We start from the raw sequence: 22227 nt of genomic DNA, 5'->3' as shown, positions 1-22227 counted from the left end.
GCTGACCCCCTGGAGCCTTCCCGATTTGCCGGATTGAAGCCTAACCGCAGCGCGAAGCGCTTCCGTTGAGGGTGGCGGTGGGCCGGCGGGCGGGCCTAACCGCAGCACGAAGCGCATCCGTCGAGGGTGGCGGTGGGCCGGCGGGCGGGCCTAACCGCAGCACGAAGCGCTTCCGTTGAGGGCGGCGGCACAGGACACGCGTCCCACGGCAACCGATCCCGCCGGGATGGCGTCAAAGGGCCCATTACGCCAAACATCCAGCGTTGATCACTGTGGGGAACGAGATGACGAAGTTCGGGGTGCTGGGTCCGTTGACGGTGGAGAGCCGAGGGGAGTACCTCCGGCTCCGCGGCGATCGGCAGCGTTCGCTGCTGGCCATGCTGCTGTTCAAGGCCAACCAGCGCGTCCCCGTCCCGCAACTGGTCGACGCGCTGTGGACCGACCTGCCGCCGAAGTCCTACGCCTCCAACCTGCACACCTACGTCTCACGGCTGCGCGAGCGGCTGGACGGCGCCCGGATCGACCACGCCCAGGACGGCTACCGGCTCCAGATCGAGCCCGGGGACCTCGACCTGCTGGTGTTCCGTGCGGAAGCCGAGGCGGGCAGGCACGCCGCTCAAGCAGGCGAACACGCGCGCGCGGCGAAACATTTTCGGCGCGCGCTCGCCCAGTGGCGCGGCCAGCCGCTGACCGACCTGCACCTGCCCCAACTGGTCTCGGAAGCGAGCCTGCTGGAGGCCGAGCGGCTCCTCGTCCACGAGGAATGCGTCGACACCGAACTCGCCGGAGGGCGGCATGCCGAGCTCGTCGGGGAACTGCGCGCGATCCTCGTCGAGCATCCGCTCCAGGAGCACACGGCCGCACAGCTGATGACCGCGCTGCACAGGTGCGGGCGGCAAGCCGAAGCGCTGGAGGTCTACCGGCGGACCAGGACCGCGTTGATCGAGGAAGTCGGCGTGGAACCGGGCGCCGAACTTCGACGCGCGCACGCCGCCGTGCTCGGCGGGGAAGATCCCGCGCCGCGTGCCGCGGCGAGGTTGCCATGGCCGCTATGCCAGCTGCCGCCCCCACTCACGGATTTCTCGGGCAGGGCAGCGGAACTCACCGCGCTCACCAACGCCACGCCGGTGACGGTGATCAGCGGCGAGCCGGGCGCCGGCAAGACCGCCCTGGCCGTGCAGGTCGCGCACCGGATGTCCGTGGCCTTTCCCGACGGGCAGCTCTTCATCCCGCTGAACGGCACGGCAGCACCCCGGGATATCGGTGCGGTGCTCACCGACCTGCTACGCGCGCTCGGCGTCTCCGGCCCGATGGTTCCCGAGGACCCGTACGCCCGCGCGGCGGCCTACCGCGGCATGCTGACCGGACGCCGGGTGCTGGTCGTACTCGACGACGCCGCCGACGCGGCCCAGACACGGCCGCTGCTCCCCGGCACTCCGGGTTGCGCGGTCCTGGTCACCAGCCGCCGGAAACTCACTGGACTGGAGGGCGCTCGCCGGCTTCAGCTCGGTCCGCTGAGTGACCGCGACGCCCAGCAGTTGCTGGGCCGGATCGCCGGTGCCGAACGGGTCCGGGACCAGGCGCCCGCGGCGGAGCGAATCGCGGCGGCCTGCGGGAACCTGCCGCTCGCGCTCCGGATCGCCGGTACCCGGCTGGCGATCCGGCCGAACCTGGGACTGGCCGCACTGGCCGGCCGGCTGGAAGACAAGGTGCGCCGGCTGGACGAACTGACCACCAGCGACCTCCAGGTACGCGGCAGCATCGCGCTGAGCTACCAGGCGCTGAGCCCGCGCGCACAGGTCGCCCTCCGCGCGATCAGCCGATGCCGCAACGCCGGGCAGCCGGCGTGGGCGGTGACCGCGCTCATCAACCATCCGGCGGCGGACGGCCTCATCGAGGAACTGGTGGAGTCGAGCCTGCTGCAACCGATCGGAGTGGATCGCACGGGCGAGCCCCGCTTCCGGCTGCACGACATGGTTCGGCTCTACGCGGCGGAACTGGGTGCCACGATGGATTCCGGGGCCGACCGGATCGCGTCCGTACGAGGGCTGGTGGACGCCGCGATCGGTCTCGCCGACGCGGCCGCCCGCAAGCTGTCGCCCGGTGAACTCGCCCCCGCCGAGCTGCCGCCGCAGCCCCTGCCCGCCGGCCTGGTCGCGCGCCTGACCGCCAATCCCGAGGCATGGTTCGCCGCCGAGCGCGCGAACCTGATGACCGCGATCGGATCCGTCTGTGCACTCGGCTGGCACTCGGAGGCCGCCCTGTTGGTGGACCGGCTCGCCGTCTACCTGCGGCTGCACGAGCATCACGCCGACCTCCGTGCCTGCCACGACATCCTTGCCTCGCACGCACAGGCAACTCGGGCGTCATGAGCGAAGCCCGCACCGAGCGGGCAACTCGCGCGTCGCCGGCGAGTTGCCCGCTCGAGGGCGCGAGCTGTCTCTCAAGGGCCTCAGGCGCGCTTGACTGCCTTGGCGTAGCGGGCGTTGGCGGGCAGCCAGACGACCACGATCGTGCCCAGCGCGAGGACCGCGGCCAGCGCGCCGAGCCCCTGCATCAGGCCGGTGCCGATGTCGCTGAACAGCCGCAGGCCCATGACCAGCACCGCCGCGGCGGAAATCGTGGTCAGCACCCGCGCCCAGGTCGCGGCCTTCGCCGAAAGCAGACCGAACACCAGCAGCAGCACCGCGGCGACGATCGTCACGTAGGCACGCGTGTTGAGCGTGCTGACCACCTGGTTGACGGTCTCGTCGACCAACTCGTCCCCGCCGAGTTGTCGCAGGGAGTCCATGGTCGAGCCCGCGGCCTCCTGGAGACCGCTGACGGCGACATCGTGGGCGCCGGTGATGAACAGGATCCCGTCGACGATGGCGGCCAGCGCGGCACCGGCGGCCAGCACCAGCGCGGCGGTGAGGGCGCCGGGACGGTTCGCCGTCTGCGCGTCCTGCGGGTAACCGGCCTGGGCTTGCGGATAGGACGTCACGTCCGTGTTCTCCTTGTAGTGGTTTGGTTTCCTCGTTCGGGCGAGCGATTCGCCCGAATGGGGGAAGAATGCCCAAACCCACCACACGGAAAGAACACATTCCGAGTGTTAGACCCCCGAGGTCGCGCGGAAGAGCTGAGTGCGCGTTTCGCCGACCGGGCGGACCGTGACCGCCGGGTCCGACGCGGGCAGCCACATCGACTGGCCACGGGCCAGCTCCAGCGCGGTGCCATCGTCGCCGGACACCGCGACCGCACCCGCCGTACACAGCAGGATCTGCGGAAGGCCACCCTCGGCCCGGAGTTCGCCGCGTTCCCCGGCATCCCACTCGCAGCGGGACAGCTGGAACTCGGGTGCGTCCGTGGGGTACACCGCGCCGCAGCTGCCCGGTTCGCCGGACAGCACCGGCATGTCACAGCACGAGAAATCGACAACGCGCAGCAGCTCGGGCACGTCGACATGCTTCGGGGTGAGCCCGCAGCGCAGGATGTTGTCCGAGTTGGCCAGGATCTCCACCGCCGTACCGTGCAGGTACAGGTGCAGGTTCCCGGCAGGCAGGTAGATCGCCTCGCCCGCGCCGAGGGTGAGCCGGTTGAGCAGCAGCGCGGCCAGCACCCCGGCGTCCCGCGGATGCGCCTCGCCGAGCTCGAGGATGGTCCGGCACTCGGTGTCGAACTCGCCGTGGTCCTTGACGTGGCCCACGCACGCGTCCAGCACCTCGGGCAGCAGCTCGTCGAGCGTCGCCTGCGGCAGCGTGATCCAGGTGGTGAACAGGGCACGCATGCCGTTCGAGTCGGGCTGCGCGGCGAGCAGCTCGGTGTACTTGGCCAGGCCCGGCGTCTCGACCGCGCGCAGCAGCTTCACCGTCCGGTCCGGGTCACGGAAACCGGCCAGCGCGTGGAACTCGGTGAGCGCACAGACGAGTTCCGGCTTCGCCGTCGGGTCCGGGTAGTTCCGGTTGGGCGCGTCCCGCGGGATTCCCGCCGCCTCCTCACGGGCATACCCCTCGGCGGACTGCTCAGCCGACGGATGTGCCTGCATGGACAACGGTTCCTCGACCGCCAGGATCTTCAGCAGGAACGGCAGCCGGCCGTTCCACCGTCCCGCGCATGCCCCACCGAGCTGGCCTTCGGGATCCGCCTCGACCAGCTCCAGCAGGCTGCGCTCCACCCCGTCGGCGCCGACCACCCAGGACGGGTCGCCGGGATGTGCCCCCATCCACAGCTCCGCCTCCGGGTGCGGCGCCGGTACCGGCCGGCCCTGCAGCTCCGGGATCGTCGTTCTGGAACCCCAGGCGTAGGGCCGCACGGCATTGCGGAGCAGCTCCACTTGTTTCTCAACTCCTACTCATTGGCGACTCTGCGCGATCGCGTCGGAAAGCCGGTTTCACGCGGTAGCGGGCGTGAAGTGGCCGGCTCCCCCCATGCTCCCCGCCGCGAGCCCGAGATAAACCGCGGCGAGCTCGAACCGTAGCGCGAGCACACCGGCACGAACAGGGTCGTCACCGCCGATCTCGTCCGCCGGGGCGAGCACGCTCGCCCCGGGAAGGGTATGCGAAGCCTCGTACCGGGCCACGTCCGCGGTTGGGCCGGTATGCACGGCCAGCAGCAGCACGCGAGGCTTCGGCACACCGTCGTCGGCGTCCGGGTCCGCGAAGATGTCCTGCCCACCTGTGCTTGCCAGGGCGGCGCGCAGCAGCGCGGGGCGCGCCACTGCCTGCCGGTAGTCGGCGGCGTCGCATACCGTGCCCGCGAGGGCACCGAGCGCATAGGCGGCGTGTTCGGCGACCGCCACCGCGAGGGGATCGAGCCCCCACAGCAGCGGAACCCGCCCCGCAAGCCGCAGCGCGAGCGCCTTCGCCGGGTTGGCGAAGGAGTCGCGGCCGAGATGCCCGCGTTCGGCCTCGGCGTCGAGCTGGTCCGCCAGCGCCTGTACGTCGGCCACCAGGAGGCCGAGCGAGTTCGCGGCCAGCAGCCCGGCAGCCACGCCGCGGGCGAAGGTCAGCTCCGGTGGCACCGGGATCCGGGGTGCCAGCAGCACGCCCTTTCCGGCGATCGACGCGGCCACGGGCCCGTCCTGCGGGCCGGACACGACGACACTGGCGCCGTATCGGCAGGCCCGTTCGATGCCCGCGGCCAGTTCACGGTCGGCCGGGTCGTCGGTGTGCGCGAAGACCACGTCCAGGGCACCGATCCAGTTGGGGACGGCATCGGCGACCACGACGGGAACCGGGCAGGAGGGCGCGAGCAGCCCGGCGAGCAGCCTGGTCAGCGCGCGGCCGACACCGGGCCGCACCACCAGCACCAGCGCGCGCGGCCTGCCCAGGTCGAGCCGGTCGGCCAGCTCGAGTTCGGCCGCGAGCTCGGCGGTCGACCGGACCTGGGCACCGGCCATCGCCGCGGCTCGAAGCAGCCCGTGGGAGTCGGCCTCCGCCAGCCTCGCGGGGTCGTCGAGCAAGCTGTCGTCAAGCACCGTCGGCACTGGAGTCATCCGGGTTCGTGGCCTCGTCGAGCAGAAGCACCGGTATGCCGTCGCGCACCGGGAACACCCGCCCGCACTCGGTGCAGGTCAGCGCGTCCGCATCCGGGTCGCTCGGCGTGCCTGCCCGCAGCGGCGCGTGATCGGGCGATGGACACGCCAGAATCTCCAGCAGCTGAGCATCAAGCGTGACGGCCATGGTTCCTCCTTACCACGCTTTTCGCCTGGTCAACCACGAACCAGGGCAAGCACATCGGCGGCCAGCGCGTCGACGGACTCCTTGGTGGGGGCCTCGACGTTGAGCCGCAGCAACGGCTCGGTGTTGGACGGCCTGAGGTTGAACCAGGAGCGGTCGGGCAGCTCGATGGTGAGACCGTCCAGCTCGTCGATCTTGACGCCAGGCCGGTTCGCGAACGCGTCCTTCACCGCCAGCATGCGGGCAACCTGGTCGTCCACCGTGGAGTTGATCTCGCCGGAGGCCGCGTACCGCCGGTACTCGGCGGTCAGCTCCGACAGGGGGCGGTCCTGCTCGCCGAGCGCGGCCAGTACGTGCAACGCGGCCAGCATGCCGGTGTCGGCCCGCCAGAAGTCGCGGAAGTAGTAGTGCGCGGAGTGCTCGCCACCGAAAATCGCGCCGGATCGCGCCATCTCCGCCTTGATGAAGGAGTGCCCGACCCGGGTGCGCACCGGCTTCCCGCCGTGCTCGGCCACGATCTCGGGCACGGCCTTGGACGTGATCAGGTTGTGGATGATCAGGCTCGCGGGCTCCTTGGCCAGTTCGCGGACGGCCACCAGAGCGGTGATCGCGCTCGGGGAGACCGGCTCGCCGCGCTCGTCGACGACGAAGCAGCGGTCGGCGTCACCATCGAAGGCCAGGCCCGCGTCGGCGCCCACCTCGCGGACCTTCGCCTGCAGGTCGACCAGGTTCTTCGGGTCGAGCGGGTTGGCCTCGTGGTTGGGGAAGCTGCCGTCGAGCTCGAAGTACATCGGCACGACGTTGATCGGCAGTCCGTTGAAGACCGTCGGCACCGTGTGCCCGCCCATGCCGTTGCCCGCGTCCACCACGATGTTCAGCGACCGGATCGCCGACAGGTCGACGAGTTTGCGGAGGTAGGCGGCGTAGTCGGTGAGCACGTCCCGCTCGGTGACGGTGCCCGGCTGACCTTCGAACGCGGGCACGCCCTGCTCGACGGAGTCGCGGATCTCGGCCAGCCCGCTGTCCTGACCGACCGGGGCGGCACCGGCCCGGCACAGCTTGATGCCGTTGTACTTGGCCGGGTTGTGGCTCGCGGTGAACATCGCACCGGGCAGGTTCAGCGAGCCGGAGGCGAAGTAGAGCTGGTCCGTGCTGGCCAGGCCGATCGAGACCACGTCGAGCCCCTGGGCGTTGACGCCCTCGGCGAACGCGGCGGCCAGCGCCGGGGAGGACTCCCGCATGTCGTGGCCGATCACCACGGACGGCGACTCGGGCTTGATCAGCAGCGCGAACGCGGAGCCGAAATCGCGAACCAGTTCGGCGTTCAACTGTTCCCCGACCACGCCACGGATGTCATAGGCCTTCACGATGGCCGACAGGTCTGACACGCGTTCTCTCCGGCTCTCCTCGGGACGAATTGGATACCGGGAAGCCTACCGGGATCGGCCGCGCCGCTCCCATGAGCAAGGGGTCGCCGGCCGAAAAACACCGGGGTCAGGGCGCGCGTTATCGACAGCAAGGTGACGCGCCGACGTCACCTTCGCCTGCCGTCCCGTGATTACGAGATCGGGTCGGGCAGTACGCGCAGGTGGCCGCGCCGCCCCGAGGTGCTGTCCGGCTCGGGCGGTGGTGGAGCGGGACGGTCCTGGCGACCGGCCTCGCGAACCGCCTCCGCGAGCGCGGTCAACTCGTCGTCGGAACGGTCGGGGACGGCGAACTCGCCCTCGTGCCGGACGACCTCCCAGCCCTTCGGCACGGTCAGACGGAGCGCGTGCTGCTCGCACAGGTCGTAGGAATGCGGCTCGGACGCCGTCGCGAGGGGACCGACCACCGCGGTCGAATCGCTGTAGGCGTAGGTCAGCGTGGCGACCGCGGGACGGGGGCATCCCGTCCGCGAACACTTTCGTACGCTCGACACGCCCTGGACGATAGCGCGTCCCACCGGCAAGTCCGCGCAGGCGCACCGGCACGCCGGTCTCGAGACTTGGGCGTGACCTCGGCGAGTAACCTTCCTTTTGTGTCCACGGCTCGCAGTTCCCGACCACGGCGGCGTATCCGCCGCGACCGGCATGGCCGCGGGCTGCGCGGGCCCCTGTACCCGGCGTCCCTGCCCGCGGCGGTCAGCCGTGCGGAAAAGTTCGACCAGCTCGTACTCGACGCGCTGGAGCCGATCGAGGCCCGCTGGCGCGACCAGCTGACCAAGCTCGACGTCGCGGTGGACGACGTGCCCGAGGTCCGCGGCAACGGTGCGGCGCAGACCGACGGCGTGCTGCACGACGGCGCGGTACCACTGTCGCGCCTGGTCCCCGCCGGCGTGGACCGCACCGGGATGCCCACCAGAGCGCGGATCGTGCTCTACCGCCGCCCCCTGGAGGCTCGTGCCAAGGATCCCGGCGAGCTGGCCGAACTGGTGCACGACGTGCTGGTCGAACAGGTGGCCGGCTATCTCGGTGTGGAGCCCGACATCATCGAGGGGGAGTAACACCGGCCTCGGGCTCGGCCACCTTCGTCGTCTCCACGACCGTGGGCGGGGCCGGCCGGGGGCGGCTGGGGATCGCGGTCAACGCGGTGAACAGGACCGCGGCGAGCTCGATGAGCAGCAGGATGTCCCGCAGCATGGACGGATGCCCCACCACGACCGTCGACTGGCTCGGCGGCACGGCGACCGCGACCTGATGTCCCCAGGCGGGCACGATCGGCACCGGCCGGCCATCCACCGTCGCCTGCCAGCCCGCCTCCTGCTCCGCGGCGAGCACGAGCAGTCGCCCGGCGACGCCTTCGGACACCCGCACCCGCACGTCCGGCAGCGCGGCGTCCACCCGCGCGACCCCCAGCGTCGTGGCCGGTGACGAGGTGGTGACGGCCTGCCTGGCCACACCCGGTGGCACCAGCACGACCTGGCCGGACGGCGCCAGCAGCCGCAGCACCGGGCGGCCGTCCTTGGTCGGCTGGACCGACACCGCGAGGTCGGGCGCCAGCGCGACGATCGGGGCCGCCCCGGCGCCGTGCGGCAACACCACGAGCAACGCGCCGGACGTCGAAGCGGCCGACAGCGCGGCCCTCGTCGCGCCGGAAGAGGGCTCGGTCAGGGCCGCCTGCCAGCTCGCCAGCCGGTCCGGGGTACCACCGGTCAGCGGGAGCTGATCGTCGCCGTACCGCGGGAGCCTGCCGCCGGTCTGGCGTGGCGGCTCACCGCTCTCGCCGAGTACCAGCACGGACCGTCCGGTCCGGGAAAGCTCGTCCGCCTGCGCGGCCGCCAGCTGGTCACCACCCCCGGCGTGCGGCACACCACCCCGCCCCCAGAAGAGGGCGCCGGTGCCGAGGCCGGCAACGAGCAGGACCCACGCGGCCCCGGCCAGTTTCGGCAGCCGCGCGGGAGCACCGGTGAGCACGATCCACAGCAGGCCTGCCCCGATGACCAGCAGAGGCACGCCGGCGAAGCCCGGCGCGGCCGCGCCGCCCTGCAACGGCTTCACGACCGCGAGCCGCACCACGGCCAGCCCGCACACGCCGAGCACGGCCAGCCCAAGGCCCGGGCTGAGGAACGCGCGCGGCCGGATCGCGACGACCACCACCGCGGCCACGAGCACCGCCAGCCCGGCCGGTTCCGCGCCACCACCACCGGGGTCGAGGCCGACGAGTTCCGCGGAGGTGACGCCCGCGCCGGGACCGCTCAGGCCGTGCAGCAGCAGGGCGGGCTGGTTGACCAGCGCGGTCGACCATGGCAGCAGCAGGACCAGCGGCAGCAGGACCACGATCCCCACCGAGGCGACCCGCCGCAGGAGCCCCTCGCGGGCGGGGAGCACGACGAACCCGGCGACCAGGCCAAGCAGCGCGAGTCCCTGCGCCAGCGGGGAAAACGCGCCCAGCAGTGCCACGCCCAGGGCGCACCTCGAGGACGCGTGCAGCCATCGCGGCCCGGTCGGGGCGAGGACACCGGCGACCCCGGCGATCACGGAAGGCAACAGGATGTGCACGGCGATCACGTCGAGCCTGCCCTGTGCCACGGCGGCCGTGGCCGCGGGCAGCAAGGCGTATACGGCGGCCGCGGCGGCCCTCGCCCAGCGAGGGGCCGCGAGACGCCGAGTGGCGAGGTATGCGGTCAGCCCGGCCAGCGGCAGATCGCCGAGCAGCAGCACGGCCACGAGCGCGCTGGGACCGCCGAGCGGGGTGAAGATCGCGCCCAGCGCGCCGAGAACGGCGAGCGACGCGGGCGCGGAACCGGCCGTGCCGCCGCCGACCTGGTGCCAGCCGGCGAGATAGGCCGACCACAGTTCGCCGACACCACCGACCGGGAGCAGGGGTCCGCCCGCGAGATCGAGACCCAGCCGATGACCGTTGATCACCAGCCCGAGCGCGGTCAGCACGACCAGCAGGGTCAGCGGGGGCGTTACCTTGGCCGCCGGGGACGGCGTGTCACCCGCGTCCGCGTGCTTGGCCAACAACTCTCCAGCATCCATCCCGTCGACCAGCAGTCTGCCGTCCCGGGCCTGCCCCCGGACCGCTTTGCCGTCTGGAGGTGCGACCCCCAGACCCTGCCCTGGTGGTAAGCCCCCGGACCCCCTCTACAAAGTGCCGGATATGTCGGCGGCTCACCAAGGCACGCCGGCGACTTTCGCACCGAAAGCCGCCCACCGCCGGGCGACGCTTACCGGGATCTGGTCAGCCTGCCCGCTTCTTGAGCTTCCGACGCTCCCGTTCGGACAGTCCACCCCAGATTCCGAAACGTTCGTCATGAGCCAGCGCGTACTCGAGGCACTCGGCCTTCACTTCGCAGCCCTGACAGATCCGCTTGGCCTCGCGGGTCGAACCACCCTTTTCCGGAAAGAACGCCTCCGGATCGGTCTGCGCGCACAGCGCGCGATCCTGCCACTCCGGTGGCTCGGTGGGGTCGAAGAGGTCGGTGAGGTCGCCCAGCTCGCCCGGGCTCTCTCCCCAATCCACGACTTGCCCCCATTCCATACCATCTGCTTCCAACCGCACGTCCGCCTCCTCCGCTTCCACGCACTCCCCAGGCTGGCGGTGTTGAAGCCGCCCTCGTCGCCCCCTTGCAGCAACGAATGACAGCACTGTGATTACACCCGTGTAATGCGGTGAGGTCAAGCGGAGTAGCGAGTTTGGGGGACCCTCTCCCGGCCAGCGCAAGTGGACACGCCGAACAGTGACCGGACTGGAGCCCAGCCGGAATTGCCGACGAAGCGCACGAGGAGGACAAGTGGTCCCTTTACCGGCGACTTCGGGTGCGTACGACAGACTGGGGGCGTGCAGCGATCAGCGGTCCGTCCCAGCCCCCTGTTCTTCGGCCTTCTCGCACTCACCGTAGTGGGTGGGGTACTGGCCGCGCTCAGCCATCCCACCACGCCCAAGGACGCCATGCTCACCGCCGGCGTCTTCCTGCTGGTGATCGGCGGGTGGACGGTGTCACTGACGCTGCACGAGTTCGGGCATGCCGTGGTCGCCTACAAGGGCGGCGACCACAGCGTCGCCGCGAAGGGCTACCTGAACATGGACGTGCGGCACTACGCCGACCCCGTGCTGTCGCTGATCCTCCCGCTGGTCTTCCTGGCCATCGGCGGGATCCCGCTGCCCGGTGGCGCGGTGTGGATCAACCGCTGGGCGTTGCGCTCGCGGGCCGTCTCGTCCTGGGTGTCGCTGGCCGGCCCGCTGAGCAACCTCGCCGTCGGCATCCTGCTCACCGTCGCGGTCACCTACATCCCGATGCCCGTCGGGCTGGCCGTCGGGATGTCCTATCTGGCGCTGCTGCAGATCCTCACGTTCGTGCTGAACATCCTCCCAGTGCCCGGCCTCGACGGCTTCGGCGCGATCGAGCCGTACCTGTCACCGAGCGCGCGGGAGCTTGCCGCCAAGGTTCGCCCGTGGGCGCCGCTGGCGCTGTTCGCGCTGCTGTTCGCGGTCACGCCGCTGCAAGACGCCTTCTTTGAGCTGTCCCGCTTCGTGTTCCAAGCGGTCGGCGGAGACTATCGCCTGGCGATCACCGGCCAGTACGTGTTCATGTTCTGGCGGCACTAGGCGGTTACGCGCGGCGCGAGGCGAGCCACTTCGCGCTCATGCTGGCGACTCGCTTGAGCGCCGAGCGTTCGGCGAGGTAGTTGCCCACCATTCCGACGATCGGGAGCATCCCGATGCCGCGCTGGAAGAAGTAGCCGCGGGGGCGCTTCTCCAGCTCGCCGGGGATGGCCGTGAGCGACCGGGCCATCCGCCACAACGTGCGCGAACAGGCCAGGACCGTCATACGGCGCTTGGTGTTCCCGGCGAATTCCCCGGCCAGCTCCTCCGCCCGCGCCTTCTTGCTCGCCTGGCTGTCTTCTGGGGATACGATCCCCGGGCCCCGCCCGGAGGCACGCTCCCGGACCTCGTCGTCCTTGCCCACGGCGAGGGCCGGATCCAGGTCACGGTCGAAGAGCACCCAGGCGAGCAGGCGGACCCGCTCCCCGAGATCCCGCACTCCGTGCTCCTCCGCGATCGCGCACAACAGCAGTCCCTGCGCGGAGGCGCCGAGCGCGTCCTGGATGGGCAGCCGGTCCGCCAGCACACCGCCGAGCCCGGGGATCGCGGCGACCAACGCGGTCAGCCTGCCGACCCGGTTGATCCACCAGATGGTGCGGTCCTGCGGGGCCAGCGCCTGCCACGCCGCCGACCCGGGCACCTTCACCGACCCGAGGCCACCGAGACGCCCTGGCGCCCGCATCGCGCCGACCACGGGACCCGCGGCGCGCACGAACGGCCGCAGCACGGCCGCGAGCTGCCGGTCGGAAATCGGTTCCTTTCCCCGGTCGGGCGACCGCTTCACCGGGGCGCGCTCGGTGGTCACCTTGCCTGCCACCTCTCTGCCTTCTGCTTCCGCCGCGCGGGATCGACCGCGAGCGCTCCCCCGAGGGCCATCGCGGCGGGCAGCGCGCCACCCGCGAGCAGCAACAGGGCCCGCCAGTCCTGGATGAGCACCAGGTCCCCGCCTGGTCCGGACAAACCAAGGATCAGCACGGTCAGTACCCACACGACAAGCGGGGCAAACGCGGCGCGCGGGTGCACCAGCCGCCCCGCCTGCGCGACCAGCAGCGGGGTGGTGAAAACGGCGACGAGCACGGTCACCGGTACCGGGATCGCGGCCAGCTTCGGCAACACCGTGCCGTCCAGCCGCAGTGGCAGGAAGAACAGCTCCAGCGTCGCGAGCAGCATGGTGTCGACCACCAGCACCGCGAAAAGCACCCACCGCAGCGGCGCTTGACCCCCGCCCATCACAAGCCTCCGAAGAGATCCGTCTCGGCCCCGTCCGCGGGCCCGTGTACCAGCATGTACCGCTCGACCTCGGCGATCGGCTGGGGCACACCGTTGGACAGCGCGAACACGGGCGGGTTCACCGTGACCTGGGTCGCGTGCGCGCGGAGCGCGGCGATCTTCGCGTCGAGGTGCGCACTGATGTCGATCTCCGTGGTGGCCCCACCGTCCGCCACCGGAACCGCTCCGCCCCCGGACGCGATGTGGAAGATCCGGCGTACCGAAGGCACCTCCCGGACCGCCGCCATGGTGACCTCGTGCGCGCGGATGTGGTCCGGGTGGCCGTAGCCCCCGGAGGAGTTGTAGGTGATCACGACCTCGGGACGCCGCTCGTCGAGGATCTCGCGCAGCTGGGCCGCCTGCTCGCCCAGGGACCCGCCGGCGAACGCCCGGGGGTGCGTGGCGGCTGCGGTGCCCGCCATACCCGAGTCACGCCAGCGGCCGATGCCGCCGAGAAACCGGTGCTCAACGACCCCCAGTGAGCGAAGCGCGACCTTCAGTTCCCACGATCGGTAACCGCCGAGCTGGTCGGCGGCCCAGGACCCGAGCTGGCCCAAACCCTTGGGAATGATCTCGCCCTCCTCGCCGAGTGTGCAGGTCACCAGGGTCACTTCGGAGCCCGCGGCGGCGTAGGCGGCCATCGTGCCGCCAGTGGTGATGCTCTCGTCGTCGGGGTGCGCGTGGACGAGTAATAACCTTCGGGTCACGAGTTCAGGTTAATTCGCAGACGAACACGAGCAATTGTCACGTGTACGTGACTAGTCCTTTCGTGGGGTCCACAACCGGTGACGCGTGGGTTATTCTCCCCCGCAACTACCTACTGCCGTAGCTGGGGATATACGAGAAGGGGCGCTCGTGCTTCATGGACTTTGACTACGGTCCGTTACTGCACGAAACCTCTCGTTCATTCATTTGGGTGAACCACGGGAGGTTACTGTTGCATCACGATCTCACGCAGGGTATCTGCCCGATGGGGTTCCACTGCCTAGGTTGCACGACTACGGTGAGCAACCCGATCACCTTCGACGGTTCGCCGCCGCAGGACGAGAACGCCTCGAAACCCCAAGACGGCGTCGATCAAGGAGAATGATGTTAACGCTGATGAAGTCCCGGGCCGCCAGAATTGGCGCGCTCATGGCGAGTGCCGCACTCGTGTTGGCCGCCTGCGGCGGAAGCGGGGGTAACACGGCCACGCAGACGGGTCAGGCCTTCAAGGACTGCGACGCCAGCCCGAACACGTGCAACTCGGCCTCCACGGACCAACTGCAGGACGGTGGCCAGGTCGCCTACGTCATCGAAAAGAACGTCCCCAACTGGAACGTGACCTCGGCCAAGGGCAACGTGTTCGAGACCTCCGAGGTAGTCACCCGGCTGCTGCCCTACACGTTCTACGCGTCGCCCGACCTCAACCCGACGCTGAACACCGACTTCATCAGCTCGGCGGACGTGACCAGCACGAACCCGCAGACCATCGTCTACAAGATCAACCCGAAGGCGACGTGGTCGGACGGCACCCCGATCAACGTGGACGACTTCATCTACAACTGGAAGACCCAGAACAACAAGGACTGCCCGGACTGCTCCGTCCCCTCGACCGCGGGATACGACGACATCGCCACCGTCGTCGGTTCCGACAGCGGCAAGACCGTGACGGTCACCATGAAGCAGCCGTTCACCGACTGGAAGACGATGTGGAGCTCGTCCGGGGGCCTCTACCCGGCGCACCTCGCCGCCCAGCACGGTGACCTCAACACGCCGGCCGGCCTGAAGGCCGCCTTCGACTGGTTCGGCTCGACCGTGCCCACCTGGTCCGGTGGCCCCTGGAAGATCGACAACTTCCAGAACAACGTGTCGGTCACCGAGGTGCCCAACGACAAGTGGTGGGGTGACAAGCCGAAGCTGTCCCGGGTGATCTACCGGATCATCACCGACGCGACGCAGGAGCCGACCGCCCTGCAGAACAACGAGGTCCAGGCGATCTACCCGCAGCCGCAGGTGGACATGGTCAACCAGGTGAAGAAGATTCCGAACGTGTCCTCCTATGTCGGCCTCGGCCTGCAGTGGGAGCACTTCGACTTCAACCTGAAGACCCCCGCGCTGCAGAACCTCGCGCTGCGCAAGGCCCTGTTCACCGCGGTGGACCGGCAGGCGCTGATCAACAAGACCGTCGGCCAGTTCACCGACAAGGTCAAGCCGCTGAACAACCACAACTTCATGCCCAACCAGGCCGGCTACAAGGACGTCGTCACGCCCACCGGCCAGGGCACCGGCAACATCGACGCCGCCAAGAAGCTCCTGACCGACGCCGGCTACAAGATCGACAACGGCAAGCTGATCGACCCGTCCGGCGCCGCGGTGCCCGACCTGCGGATCCGCTACACCGTCGGCAACCAGATCCGGCAGAACGAATGCGAGTTGTTCGCGCAGGCCGCGCAGCAGCTCGGGGTGACCGTCAAGGTGGACCCCACCGACGACCTCGGTGACACCACCACCTCCGGCGACTACGACATCATCGTCTTCGCCTGGGTCGCCTCGCCGTTCGTCTACGCCGGCGCGATCCAGAACTGGCTGTCCACTTCGGACAGCAACTACGGGCACTGGGTCAACGCCCAGTCCGACGCCCTGATCCGCCAGTCCAACGCGGAGACGGACGTGAACAAGGCCGCCGACGAGCTCAACCAGGCGGACCAGATCATGTCCAACGACGCCTACGTGCTGCCGCTGTACCAGAAGCCGACGTTCCTGGCCGCCTACGACAACATCGCGAACATCCGGGCCAACTCGACCCTTGACGGGCCGGTCTACAACATGGAGAAGTGGGGTCTCCGCAAGGGCTGACAAGCCCCCGGTATAAATTTCCCTCTTCGAAGGTGGGGAGGTGGTCCACTGGCGGCCTCCCCACCGGACCACCCACTGACGCACGCCGCCGGGCATCGCCGCCACAAGCGGCGGCGCCGGCCGACTCATCCAGAGCAGGAACACCTCCATGCTTGCCTTCGCACTCCGCCGGCTGTTCGTGTCGATACCGATCCTTCTCGTCTCGACCTTCGTCGTGTTCGTGATGGCATCGCTGTCCGCCAACCCGCTGACCTACCTCACCGCGCGGAACCCGCCCCCGCCACCACAGGTGATCGAACTCGAACGGCAACGGCTCCACCTCGACCTGCCGATCCCGCAGCGGTACTGGAACTGGCTGACCGGGCTGTTCCGGGGCGATTTCGGACCGGCGATCGACACCACGACGAACATTCGGGCCGAGGTGCTGGACCGGTTCGGCATCACCCTCCGCCTCATTTTCCTGGCGATGCTGGTCGCGTTGATCCTGGCAGTGATCGTCGGCGTGGTGAGTGCCGTCCGCCAGTACTCGAAGTTCGACTACACGGCGACCTTTGTCGGGTTCCTGTTCCTGTCGATGCCCGCGTTCTGGTTCGCGATCCTGCTCAAACAGATCGGCATCTCCATCAACGACGCCGTGGGCGACCAGGTCCTGTACACGATCGGATCCAACTCGATCTATATCAACGGGGGATTCGGCGCGCATCTGGCGGACACGCTCGGCCATATGATCCTGCCGACGATCTCCCTCGCGCTGACCACCTACGCCGCCTGGAGCCGCTTCCAGCGCGGATCCATGCTCGAGGTGCTGAGTAGCGACTACGTCCGGCTCGCCCGCGCGAAAGGGCTTCCCCGCTGGACGGTGACCCGCCGGCACGCGCTGCGCAACGCGCTCATCCCGCTGACCACCATCACCGCGCTGGACATCGGCTCGATCCTGGGTGGCGCCGTGGTCACCGAGACCGTGTTCCAGTGGCAGGGGGCGGGCACCTTCCTGCTCGACGCCATTCACAAGAGCGACGTCTACGAGCTGGAGGCATGGCTGCTCATCGCGGCTACCGTCGTCATCGTGCTCAACCTGATCGCCGACGTGCTCTACGGCGTGCTCGACCCGAGGATCCGCCATGCCTGACGCATTTGACACCGAAACCGGCGCGACAGCACAGGTCGTCGTCCCCGAGCCGGCGGTGGAACCCCTCGACCGCGAATTCACCGTCGCCGAGCGCAGCCAGTTACAACTGGTCTTCCGCCGGTTCCTGCAGCACAAGCTGGCCATGACCAGCCTCGTCGTGCTCGCGGTGATCGTCCTGTTCGCCTACGTCGGCGGCGCGCTGTGGAAGTACGGCATCAACGACATCACGCCCGACAACTCGCAACCGCCGTCACTGGACCATCCGTTCGGCACGGACGCCGTCGGACACGACTCCATGGCGCTGGTGATGCGCGGAACCCAGATCTCGTTCCAGATCTCCGTGCTGGTCGCGCTGTTCGCCACGATCGTGGGCTCGGTCTGGGGTGCGGTGGCCGGGTACTACCGGGGCTGGGTCGACACCCTGCTGATGCGCATCGCGGATCTGGTGCTGACCCTGCCGCTGCTGGCCGTCGCGGCCGTGCTCGGGCACAACGCCGGCGGCTCCTGGTGGCTGATCGCGATCGTCATCGCCGGGCTGTACTGGGCCAACGTGTCCCGGATCGCCCGCGGCGTGGTGCTGTCCCTGCGGGAGAAGGAGTTCGTGGAGGCGTCGAAGGCGCTGGGCGCGAGCGACGCGCGGATCATCTTCCGGCACCTGATCCCCAACGCGCTCGGCTCGATCATCGTCTACGCCACCGTGCTGGTGGCCATCTCGATCCTGCTGGAGACCGCGCTGTCCTTCCTGGGCTTCGGGGTCACACCGCCGGACACCTCGCTCGGCCTGCTGGTGAGCAACAACCAGACCGCCGTCGACACCCGCCCGTGGCTGTTCTACTTCCCCGGCCTGTTCATCATCCTGATCGCGCTGACGATCAACTTCATCGGGGACGGGCTGCGTGACGCGTTCGACCCACAGCAGACGAAGGTGCGCGCATGACCACATTCTCGAACCGCGGCAACCAAGGTGACCACAGCGCGCGCCTTGCTCCGCTATCGGGGCGGCAGGGCGCCCTTCTCCCTGGAATGACCGTCGCTCGTGAGCAGCGCCCTGTCGAAACGATCGCGGTCGTGCGCAAAGCCGCGGAGGAACTGGCGTGACGTCCACCGAACCCGTTCTCAGTGTCTCCGACCTGAACGTCACGTTCCCCACCGACGACGGCCTCGTCCAGGCGGTGCGAGGGGTGAGCTACGAGTTGCACGGCCGCGAGGTGCTCGGCATCGTCGGCGAGTCCGGCTCGGGCAAGTCGGTGACCTCGCTGGCCGTGATGGGGCTGCTACCGAAGACCGCCCGGGTCTCCGGTTCGGTCGTCTTCGAGGGCAAGGACCTGCTGAAACTCTCCGAGAAGGAGATGAACAAGGTCCGCGGCCATGGCATCGCGATGGTCTTCCAGGACCCGATGACCTCGCTCAACCCGGTGTACACGGTGGGCGACCAGATCTCCGAGGCGATCACCGCGCATCACGACGTGCGCCGGGACGTGGCACGCAAGCAGGCCGTCGAACTGCTCGACCTGGTCCGGATCCCGAACCCGCAGCAGCGTGCCAAGGAGTATCCGCACCAGCTCTCCGGCGGTATGCGGCAGCGGGTGGTGATCGCGATCGCGATGGCCAACAACCCGAAGGTGATCATCGCCGACGAGCCCACCACCGCGCTCGACGTGACCGTGCAGGCCCAGATCCTGGAAGCGCTGCAGACCGCGCAGCAGGAGACCGGCGCGGCGATGGTGCTGATCACGCACGACCTGGGCGTGATCGCCGGGCAGGCCGACCGGGTGCAGGTGATGTACGCGGGTAAGGCCGTGGAGGCCGGCACCGTGGACGAGATCTTCTACACCCCGCGGATGCCCTACACCCTGGGTCTGCTCGGCAGCCTGCCGCGGCTGGACATCAAGTCCGAACGGCTCACCCCGATCGCGGGGTCACCGCCGTCGGTGATCAACATGCCGCCCGGTTGCCCGTTCAGCCCCCGCTGCCCGCTCTCACAGGACATCTGCGACCAGGAGGAGCCGATGCTGGAGGCGGGTACGAACGCGGGCCACTTCGCGGCCTGCCACTTCAGCGAGCAGGTCGCCGGCCGCGACCCGGCCGACCTGTTCCACCCCACGTCCATCGACATCGCCGAGCCGTTGCCGGCGGCGGTGAACCCTGGAGAGGAACCGTCATGACGGCGCCGGTGCTCTCGGCCCGCAACCTGGTCAAGCACTTCCCGATCCGCAGCGGTGGGTTGATCCGCCGCAAGATCGGCGAGGTGCAGGCGGTCTCGGGGGTGTCGTTCGACATCTACCCGCGCGAGACGCTGGCCCTGGTCGGCGAGTCCGGCTGCGGGAAGTCGACGACCGCGCGGATCGCGCTGAACCTGCAGCCGCTGACCTCCGGCGAGGTGTTCTACGACGGCACCGAACTGGGCAAGCTGTCCGGCAAGGAAATGCAGCGCCTGCGCCGGAGCATGCAGATCGTGTTCCAGGACCCGTACGCGTCGCTGGACCCGCGGCTGCCGGTCAGCGAGATCATCGCCGAGCCACTGCGGATCCACGGGCTCTACGCCGAGGGCGGCCGGGAGCGGGTTCGTGAACTGCTGCGCACGGTCGGCCTCCGCCCGGAACACGGAAACCGCTTCCCGCACGAGTTCTCCGGTGGCCAGCGGCAGCGCATCGGCATCGCCCGCGCGCTCGCACTCCGACCCCGGCTGCTGGTGCTCGACGAGCCGGTTTCGGCGCTGGACGTGTCGATCCAGGCGGGTGTGCTGAACCTGCTGGAGGACCTCCAGGAGGAGTTCGGGCTGTCGTATCTGTTCGTGTCGCACGACCTGTCCGTGGTGCGGCACGTGTCGGACCGGATCGCCGTGATGTACCTGGGCAAGATCGTGGAGCTCTCGCCGACGGAGGAGCTGTTCGAGAACCCGGCGCATCCCTACACCCAGGCGCTGATCTCCGCGATCCCGATCCCCGACCCGCGCAAGGAGCGGACCCGGGAGCGCATGGTGATCACCGGTGACGTGCCGAGCCCGGCGAACCCGCCCAGCGGCTGCCGCTTCCGCACGCGGTGCCCGAAGTTCGCCGACCAGCTCAGCGACAGCCAGCGGGAGCGTTGCGTCAACGAGGAACCGGCGCTGGTCGACCACGGCCAGGGCCACCCGGCGGCCTGCCACTACGCGGAGACCCGCCAGCTCATCTGAGGTCCCCCGAAAAGCCCCTGGTCAGCCGCTCTGGCCAGAAGCTTTTGTGTCGCCGGTTGCCGCGGATCAGGTCAGCAGCAGTGGTCGCCGCGCCACGCTTCGCGGCCTTCCCGGACCGCGACCGCGGCGATGACCCCGCCGCGACAGCACCACCCGGCGCCGCCGGCCGGTCGCCGGCGCCGTGAGTGAGGTGAGCCGCCGTCCGGCGTCTTCGTTCATCGAGTCCACTATGGCGCCGAATGAATGTGGAACTCACGCAGGCGAACGTGGGACACGTACGCGGCAAGTGGGGGACTCGCACGGGGGGTCAGTGGCTGGTGGCGGTCGTGGGGGTGGGTGAGGTCGACGAGGCGGGAGCGGCGCCGCGGGTCCAGTCCACGGGGGTGGAGCCGAACGGGCCCACCAGGGGCGGACCCGCGGTGACGCCCGAGATCGTCGAGCCCATGGCCAGCGTGTCGGCGAGCTGGAAGAGCGGGATGACCGTGTGCTGGGCCCACAGCTTCGGCTCCAGCTCCCCGAGGGCGTCGGAGAGAGGCTTGGTGCCGGTCAGGGCGGCGTCGATGGGCTCCTGGATGCTCGGGTCGCAGACCGCCGCCGGGTTGGCCGGGACGGTCGAGACGCTGGTGTCCTGCCCCGGACGGCAGCCGAAGGTGGAGGCGAGTACCGAGGCGTTGTCGCCGCCGACGGGCATCGGCACCACCGCGATGTCCACACCGACACTGCCGGACCCGTCGGCGGTGGTCGTCTGGTCGGATTTGCTCACCGGCATCGCCAGCAGGGTGGCGAACAGATCCCGCGGCTGGGGGTTGATGGTGCTGACACCGACTCCGGCGGCGGTCAGCTGGCGGGCCAGTTCCTTGGCGATGCTCGGGTAGGGCTCGATCTGTCCCGGTGAGGCGATCACGACCGAAAGCGGCCTGCCGTCCTTGCGCCAGCTGCCCGCCTGCTTGGTGTACCCGGCGCTGGTCAGCACCTGCTCCGCCTTGACCGGGTCGGGCACCCCGGTACCGGCCGGAACGGTGGGCGCATAGCCGGGCGCCGACGGTGGGATCACCTGCGCGTCGGCCCGCAGGCTCGCCGACGGGCCGCCCGAGGTGCCCGCGTCGATCAGCTTGGCGCGGTCGAGGAGCGCCGCGACTCCCGCACGCACCTGGTCGTTGATCAACACCCCGTTCGCGGGCCGGAGCAGCACGTCGGCGACGCGGGGGTTCGCGATGGTGTGCAGCTGCGCGGTGTTTCCCAGCTCCCGCAACAGGTTCAGCCCGGTGCCGTCGGTGCGGGAGAGCACGAACTGGTCGTTGCCGGACAGCAGCGCGGCCCGCATGCTCGCTTCGTCGGCGCGGCGAAGCACGATCTGGTCGATCGCCGCCGGCTTCTCCCAGTACCGCTCGTTGCGCTCCAGGATGATCTCGCCACGCGCGTTGTCCGCCTGCTTGATCGCGAACGGCCCGCCGTTGGCGGGGAAACTGGTCGCCAGCGCGCCCTGCCAGCCGCCGGGCGCGTCCTTGAGCAGGTGCGCGGGCAGCAAATCCGAGAAGAGGGTCTTCCAGCCGGGATACGGCTTGCTGAAGGTGACCGCCACGCCCTTGCCGCCGTCCCTCGGCTGGATGTCGGAGATCAGCCGGTAGCCCGCGGGCTCGACCACCCCGGACTGGTCCCGCATCGCGTCCCGCAGGTAGATGAAGTCCTCGACGGCGATCGGCGCGCCGTCCGACCAGGAGGCGTCCTGGCGGATCTGGTAGGTCACCGTGAACGGGTTCTGCGAGGTGACCTCGGCCGAACGCATCAGGGTCGTGTCGAGCTTGTAGTCGCCGTCGTCAATCTTCCGGAACACCGACGGCAGCAGGAGCTGGGACAGCGCGGTGGTGATCGTGGACTGGTCGGCGAGGTTGTGCGGGTTGTAGCCGCCCGCGATGTCGTCGACGCCGATCACGATCTGCGAAGTCGGGGCGGCGACCGAGGACTGCGCCGCCGAAGTGGTCACCACCGGTGCCGGAGGAGCTGAGGTGCACGCGGCAAGCGTGGCCGCGAGCACCAGACTCAGTGCTGCCGCTTTGCCGCTGTTCCGCACGCTGCCTCCCCTGGCGCCGACGAGCCCCGATGGTGTCACAGGGCCGAGTACCGCGGTACCG

21 protein-coding genes are annotated in these 22227 nt (G+C 69.7%); 9 read left to right on the top strand and 12 right to left on the bottom strand.

Features of this window, described 5'->3' with window-relative positions; all coding sequences use genetic code 11:
* Positions 1-284 precede the first annotated feature (284 nt).
* Positions 285-2372: an AfsR/SARP family transcriptional regulator gene (locus tag VJT49_RS06440; protein ID WP_324163768.1), complete on the top strand. Its 2088-nt coding sequence runs from the start codon at positions 285-287 to the stop codon at positions 2370-2372.
* A gap of 80 nt (positions 2373-2452) precedes the next feature.
* Here the strand turns inward: VJT49_RS06440 and VJT49_RS06435 are convergent, their stop codons facing one another.
* From VJT49_RS06435 to VJT49_RS06410, 6 genes are all read right to left on the bottom strand, one after another.
* A complete protein-coding gene (locus tag VJT49_RS06435; protein ID WP_324163767.1) occupies positions 2453-2983 on the bottom strand; it encodes a hypothetical protein in 531 nt (176 codons plus the stop codon).
* 108 nt (positions 2984-3091) lie between these two features.
* On the bottom strand, positions 3092-4312 hold the full coding sequence (gene manA / locus VJT49_RS06430; RefSeq protein WP_324163766.1) for a mannose-6-phosphate isomerase, class I: 1221 nt from the start codon (positions 4310-4312) through the stop codon (positions 3092-3094).
* Positions 4313-4369: 57 nt separating this feature from the next.
* Entirely contained in the window at positions 4370-5473 is a 1104-nt protein-coding gene (locus VJT49_RS06425) for a hypothetical protein (protein WP_324163765.1), read from the bottom strand.
* Entirely contained in the window at positions 5448-5660 is a 213-nt protein-coding gene (locus tag VJT49_RS06420) for a Trm112 family protein (protein WP_324163764.1), read from the bottom strand. Before VJT49_RS06420 ends, VJT49_RS06425 begins: the two co-directional genes overlap by 26 nt.
* 29 nt (positions 5661-5689) lie before the next feature.
* Complete coding sequence (locus tag VJT49_RS06415) at positions 5690-7045, bottom strand: phosphomannomutase/phosphoglucomutase (RefSeq protein ID WP_324163763.1); 1356 nt, start codon at positions 7043-7045, stop codon at positions 5690-5692.
* 170 nt (positions 7046-7215) lie between these two features.
* Complete coding sequence (locus tag VJT49_RS06410; RefSeq protein WP_324163762.1) at positions 7216-7575, bottom strand: DUF3499 domain-containing protein; 360 nt, start codon at positions 7573-7575, stop codon at positions 7216-7218.
* A gap of 99 nt (positions 7576-7674) precedes the next feature.
* Here VJT49_RS06410 and VJT49_RS06405 point away from each other — a divergent pair, with 99 nt between their 5' ends.
* Positions 7675-8139: a metallopeptidase family protein gene (locus tag VJT49_RS06405; protein ID WP_324163761.1), complete on the top strand. Its 465-nt coding sequence runs from the start codon at positions 7675-7677 to the stop codon at positions 8137-8139.
* Here VJT49_RS06405 and VJT49_RS06400 read toward each other — a convergent pair.
* Both VJT49_RS06400 and VJT49_RS06395 read right to left on the bottom strand, forming a co-directional pair.
* Positions 8123-10099: a hypothetical protein gene (locus VJT49_RS06400; RefSeq protein WP_324163760.1), complete on the bottom strand. Its 1977-nt coding sequence runs from the start codon at positions 10097-10099 to the stop codon at positions 8123-8125. The genes VJT49_RS06405 and VJT49_RS06400 overlap by 17 nt on opposite strands.
* 220 nt (positions 10100-10319) lie before the next feature.
* On the bottom strand, positions 10320-10619 hold the full coding sequence (locus VJT49_RS06395) for a WhiB family transcriptional regulator (RefSeq protein ID WP_324163849.1): 300 nt from the start codon (positions 10617-10619) through the stop codon (positions 10320-10322).
* A gap of 300 nt (positions 10620-10919) precedes the next feature.
* Here VJT49_RS06395 and VJT49_RS06390 point away from each other — a divergent pair, with 300 nt between their 5' ends.
* Complete coding sequence (locus VJT49_RS06390; RefSeq protein WP_324163759.1) at positions 10920-11687, top strand: site-2 protease family protein; 768 nt, start codon at positions 10920-10922, stop codon at positions 11685-11687.
* A gap of 4 nt (positions 11688-11691) precedes the next feature.
* Here VJT49_RS06390 and VJT49_RS06385 read toward each other — a convergent pair whose 3' ends face one another.
* From VJT49_RS06385 to mshB, 3 genes are read right to left on the bottom strand one after another with little or no spacing between them, the layout of a single operon-like run.
* Entirely contained in the window at positions 11692-12489 is a 798-nt protein-coding gene (locus VJT49_RS06385; RefSeq protein WP_324163758.1) for a hypothetical protein, read from the bottom strand.
* The gene (locus VJT49_RS06380) at positions 12486-12914 is read right to left on the bottom strand and encodes a hypothetical protein (RefSeq protein WP_324163757.1); all 429 of its coding nucleotides are present in this window, start codon (positions 12912-12914) and stop codon (positions 12486-12488) included. Before VJT49_RS06380 ends, VJT49_RS06385 begins: the two co-directional genes overlap by 4 nt.
* Positions 12914-13660, bottom strand: coding sequence for an N-acetyl-1-D-myo-inositol-2-amino-2-deoxy-alpha-D-glucopyranoside deacetylase (gene mshB, locus VJT49_RS06375; protein WP_324163756.1), 747 nt, complete (start codon positions 13658-13660; stop codon positions 12914-12916). The genes VJT49_RS06380 and mshB overlap by 1 nt, the downstream gene beginning before the upstream one ends.
* A gap of 382 nt (positions 13661-14042) precedes the next feature.
* Here mshB and VJT49_RS06370 point away from each other — a divergent pair, with 382 nt between their 5' ends.
* The 6 genes from VJT49_RS06370 to VJT49_RS06345 all read left to right on the top strand — a co-directional run bounded on the left by VJT49_RS06370 (position 14043) and on the right by VJT49_RS06345 (position 20095).
* Positions 14043-15791 carry an ABC transporter family substrate-binding protein gene (locus tag VJT49_RS06370; RefSeq protein ID WP_324163755.1) on the top strand — a complete coding sequence of 583 codons (1749 nt, stop codon included), beginning with the start codon at positions 14043-14045 and terminating at the stop codon, positions 15789-15791.
* 148 nt (positions 15792-15939) lie between these two features.
* Complete coding sequence (locus VJT49_RS06365; RefSeq protein ID WP_324163754.1) at positions 15940-16920, top strand: ABC transporter permease; 981 nt, start codon at positions 15940-15942, stop codon at positions 16918-16920.
* Positions 16913-17857, top strand: a complete 945-nt coding sequence (locus tag VJT49_RS06360) for an ABC transporter permease (protein WP_324163753.1) — start codon at positions 16913-16915, stop codon at positions 17855-17857. The genes VJT49_RS06365 and VJT49_RS06360 overlap by 8 nt, the downstream gene beginning before the upstream one ends.
* Positions 17854-18018 carry a hypothetical protein gene (locus tag VJT49_RS06355; protein WP_324163752.1) on the top strand — a complete coding sequence of 55 codons (165 nt, stop codon included), beginning with the start codon at positions 17854-17856 and terminating at the stop codon, positions 18016-18018. Before VJT49_RS06360 ends, VJT49_RS06355 begins: the two co-directional genes overlap by 4 nt.
* Positions 18015-19085: an ABC transporter ATP-binding protein gene (locus tag VJT49_RS06350; protein WP_324163751.1), complete on the top strand. Its 1071-nt coding sequence runs from the start codon at positions 18015-18017 to the stop codon at positions 19083-19085. Before VJT49_RS06355 ends, VJT49_RS06350 begins: the two co-directional genes overlap by 4 nt.
* A complete protein-coding gene (locus tag VJT49_RS06345; RefSeq protein WP_324163750.1) occupies positions 19082-20095 on the top strand; it encodes an oligopeptide/dipeptide ABC transporter ATP-binding protein in 1014 nt (337 codons plus the stop codon). Before VJT49_RS06350 ends, VJT49_RS06345 begins: the two co-directional genes overlap by 4 nt.
* 307 nt (positions 20096-20402) lie before the next feature.
* On the opposite strand, the gene VJT49_RS06340 is transcribed toward VJT49_RS06345, so the two are convergent.
* The gene (locus tag VJT49_RS06340; protein WP_324163749.1) at positions 20403-22166 is read right to left on the bottom strand and encodes an ABC transporter family substrate-binding protein; all 1764 of its coding nucleotides are present in this window, start codon (positions 22164-22166) and stop codon (positions 20403-20405) included.
* Between the last annotated feature and the right edge of the window lie 61 nt (positions 22167-22227).

Origin of the sequence: Amycolatopsis sp., from assembly GCF_035276945.1 — a bacterium.
Taxonomy (GTDB): Bacteria; Actinomycetota; Actinomycetes; order Mycobacteriales; family Pseudonocardiaceae; genus Amycolatopsis_E.
The sequence above is the reverse complement of the archived record's forward strand: the minus strand, read 5'-3'. Positions and strand labels throughout refer to the sequence as shown.